The 3,567-nt window shown below is 72.1% G+C and carries 4 protein-coding genes; all 4 read left to right on the top strand.

Features of this window, described 5'->3' with window-relative positions:
- Positions 1-667 (top strand): uridine kinase family protein (locus FRW57_RS18950; protein WP_338055385.1); only part of this gene is annotated, 667 nt, incomplete at its 5' end.
- 346 nt (positions 668-1,013) lie between these two features.
- Complete coding sequence (locus FRW57_RS18960; protein WP_152186760.1) at positions 1,014-1,880, top strand: glycerophosphoryl diester phosphodiesterase membrane domain-containing protein; 867 nt, start codon at positions 1,014-1,016, stop codon at positions 1,878-1,880.
- A 7-nt stretch (positions 1,881-1,887) separates the two neighbouring features.
- Positions 1,888-2,529: a DUF4129 domain-containing protein gene (locus FRW57_RS18965; RefSeq protein ID WP_137122460.1), complete on the top strand. Its 642-nt coding sequence runs from the start codon at positions 1,888-1,890 to the stop codon at positions 2,527-2,529.
- Positions 2,526-3,567, top strand: a 1,042-nt coding sequence (locus FRW57_RS18970) for a DUF4350 domain-containing protein (RefSeq protein WP_152186761.1), incomplete at its 3' end; no start/stop codon positions are given. The genes FRW57_RS18965 and FRW57_RS18970, both read left to right, overlap by 4 nt.

Genomic DNA, 3,567 nt, shown 5'->3' on the forward strand with positions numbered 1-3,567 from the left:
TGGTCGCCCCGTAGACTGGCCTGCCGTGGCCCATCCCGTCACGGAACACCGCCGGACCGAGTCGCCCGCTCGCCGGGTCGTCGTGCTGACGGGCCCGAGTGGGGCCGGCAAGTCGCGACTGGCCGCCCGCCTGTCGCGGCGGCACGGCTGGCCGATCGTCCGGCTCGACGACTTCTACCGCGACGGCGACGACGCGAACCTGCCCATGCTCCCCATCGGCATCCCCGACTGGGACGACGCGCGCTCCTGGGACCACGACGCTGCCCTCCACGCCCTGCTGACTCTCTGCTCCGACGGAGCGGCACGCGTCCCCGTCTACGACATCAGCCGCTCCCGCGCGGTCGGGGTCACGAAGGTGCACGCCGCGACGGAACAGGTCATCATCGCGGAGGGCATCTTCGCCGGCCAGGTCGTGCGTGACCTGCGCGCCAAAGGTGTGCTCGCAGCGGCATACTGCGTGCGCAACAACCGCTGGCTGACCTTCTGGCGACGGTTGGTGCGCGACCTTCGTGAGCACCGCAAGCCTCCGCACGTGCTCTGGCGACGGGGGCTGGCCCTGTGCCGCAACGAACCGTGCCTGGTCGCCCAGCACGAGCAGCTCGGAGCGCAGCCGATGCGCGCACGAGCCGTCGAACGAGCAACCTCCCACCTCGCCGCGCTCGCGTGATCCACAGCGCCTCGCGAGCACCGACCCGCTGGCACGCTAGGTTCGTGGGACACGTTCTCGCACTGGGGGTGACATGTCCGGCAATGCAGGCTTCCCGCCTCCCGGAGGCTCCGACCGACCCGACGGCTGGGCCGCACCGGGCGGGCACCCGGCCTCTTCGGGATGGGGTGGCAGCCCGCCACCAGCAGGGCCCCCTCCCGGGTATGGCGGGTATGGCGGGGATGGAGGGTATGGCGGTCCCCCACCAGCAGGACCACCTCCCGGATATGGAGGGTATGGGGGATGGGGGCCGGGGCCCTATGGGCAGGCCTACCAGCCCGGCGTCATACCGCTGCGTCCGCTCGGGTTGGGCGACATCTTCGACGGCGCCATCAAGACGATGCGGGCCAATCCGCAGGCGACCATCGGACTCGGCTTCCTCGTGGGCGCCGTCTTCCTCATCCCCTCCGCCCTCGCCAGCCTGTGGCTCGAGGGGCAGCCGGTCGGGTCGAGCGAGGCGAGTCGCACCGTGCGCGACCTGTTCCTGGCCTCGCTGCCGGGCCTCGCGTCTGCCCTCGCGGGGCTCCTGCTCGGCGGCTTCATCGCCCACGTGGTGGGCCAGGCCGTGCTCGGCGCAAAAGCCGGCATCGCGCAGACCTGGCAGGAGACGAAGAGCCGGATCCCGGCGCTGATCGGGGTCAATGTCCTGACGTGGCTGGCGGTCGTGCTCGCGCTGGTCGTGGTGGTCATCGTGCCCGGGGTCGTCGTGGCCCTCTCCGGGGTCGGCGAAGCCGGGGCCGCCGCCCTGATCATTCTCGCCATGCTGGTCGGCCTGGTGGTCGCGGTGTGGCTCGCGATCCGGCTCGGCATGGGCGGTCCGGTCACCGTCCTGGAGCGACAGCGCGTCCTCGCCAGTCTGGGCCGTTCGTGGCGGCTCACCTCGGGCCGTGCCTTCTGGCGCATCCTCGGAATCACCGTGTTGGCCGGGATCATCGCCATGATCATCCAGGGTGTGCTGGCAGTTCCGGTCGCCGTCGTCACCGGCACCGTGGACCCGTCGGGTACGGGCGTGGCCACGTCACTCACGACGCACGCGATGAACCTGGTCGTCGGGGCGCTCACCACGCCGTTCACCGCCGGCGTCGGTTGCCTGCTCTACCTCGACCAGCGGATCCGGCGCGAGGCGCTCGACGTCACGCTGGCACGCACCGCCCAGCAGGCTGCGGGGACGTGATCCGTCCGTGGTCCCGTTCTTCGACCCCGTGGATCCCGCGTCCGACCAGGCCCGGCGACTGCTGGAGCACGAGCTCTCACGCGGGAGGTACAGCCATCGGGCCTCCCTGATCGACCGGGCCGCACAGTGGCTCGCGGACCTGTGGCACCGCTACCTCGACGTGTCGATCGGCGCGGGTGCGCCGGTCGCCCTGCTCGTCGTCGTGGGCGCCTTCGTCATCGCGCTCCTGGTCTGGATCCTGCCGAAGGTGCGCCGTGAGCGTAGGGGGCAAAGGGGCGCCGGGGTGATCGAGGATCCGGCCGCCACACCCACGGACTATCGCGCCCGCGCCTCACGGGCCCTCGGCGAGGGGCGTCTCGACGACGCACTGCTCGACACGTTCCGAGCCGTGGCCGCCGAGGCGACCGAGCGCACGCTGCTCGACGACGCACCCGGTCAGACCGCGCATGAGATCAGCCTCGCCCTGGCTCCGTCGTTTCCCGACCAGCAGACCGCTCTGCGCACAGCCGCCGACCGGTTCGACGCCGTCCGCTACGGCAACGGGCGAGCGACCCGCCCCGAGGTGGATGAGATGGTCGCGCTGGACCGCACTCTGTCGCGGGGCCGCCCGGCGCACCAACTCCTCGAGCCTCCCCTGGCCCACTCGTGAGCGCCTCCGGTCCCCGGCTGGACACCGCCCTGCCCTCGAGCCGACCAGCCGTGGCTGCCGGCGAGAACGGCCCCGGTGACTCGACCGGCACGGCCACCGGCGACTCGCCTCGCGCCCGTCGCTGGCACAGCCGGCTGATCTGGGCCGCGGTCGTCGTCGTGGTCGTCGTCGTGACCTGGCTCATCACCGCACAGCAGACCAGCAACGCGCAGGCCTACGATCCAGCCAACCCCGGCCCGCAGGGGGCGCAGGCGGTCGCCGAGGTGCTGCGGCAGCAGGGTGTGGACATCACGGTGGTCCGTTCGCAGCAGCCCTTCCTCGACCAGCGGATCGACTCGCGCACCACCGTCCTCGTCACCCACACCGATGAGCTGTCGAGCCGAACCGCACGAACCGCTCTCGAGCACGCGCGCCACGCCGGCCGGTTCGTCCTGCTGCTCGCGGATCCGGTCGTCGTGGGCGGACTCGACCTGCCGGTGGATGTCACCATGGAGCCGACGTACACCACGATGACGGCCAGCTGCCAACTCACCGACGTCCGCCGGAGCGACCAGATCTCCCGGGGACGGATCCGCTACACACCCCACGACGGGACCGACGCGAGAGTGTGCTTCCCGCCGAGTCCCGGCTTCGCCGCCGGAGGCACGGACAGCGGCTACCTCGTCGACCTCCCGCAGACCGCAGACCGCCCGCACGTCGTGCTGCTCGGCAGCGGTGCCGTGCTGACGAACTCCTCGGTGACGGACGCCGACAACGCGGCCGTGGCCCTGCGCTCGCTCGGTCATGCGCCGCGCCTCGTCTGGTACGTCGCGGACAACGCCGACATCGCCGCCGGCGAGCACGGCGCGCCGCTGCCGCTCCTTCCGTCCTGGTTCGCCCCGGCCGCGATCCTGGTGGCGAGTGCGGTCGTCGCGCTCATGTGCTGGCGCGGACGCCGCCTCGGCCGCCTCGTCACCGAGCCGCTGCCCGTCGTGGTCCGCGCCACCGAGACCGCCGAGAGCCGCGGACGGCTCTACCGCAAGGCAGGAGACCGCGGCC

The sequence above is a fragment of the Segeticoccus rhizosphaerae genome, assembly GCF_009192725.1.
Taxonomy (GTDB): domain Bacteria; phylum Actinomycetota; class Actinomycetes; order Actinomycetales; family Dermatophilaceae; genus Segeticoccus; species Segeticoccus rhizosphaerae.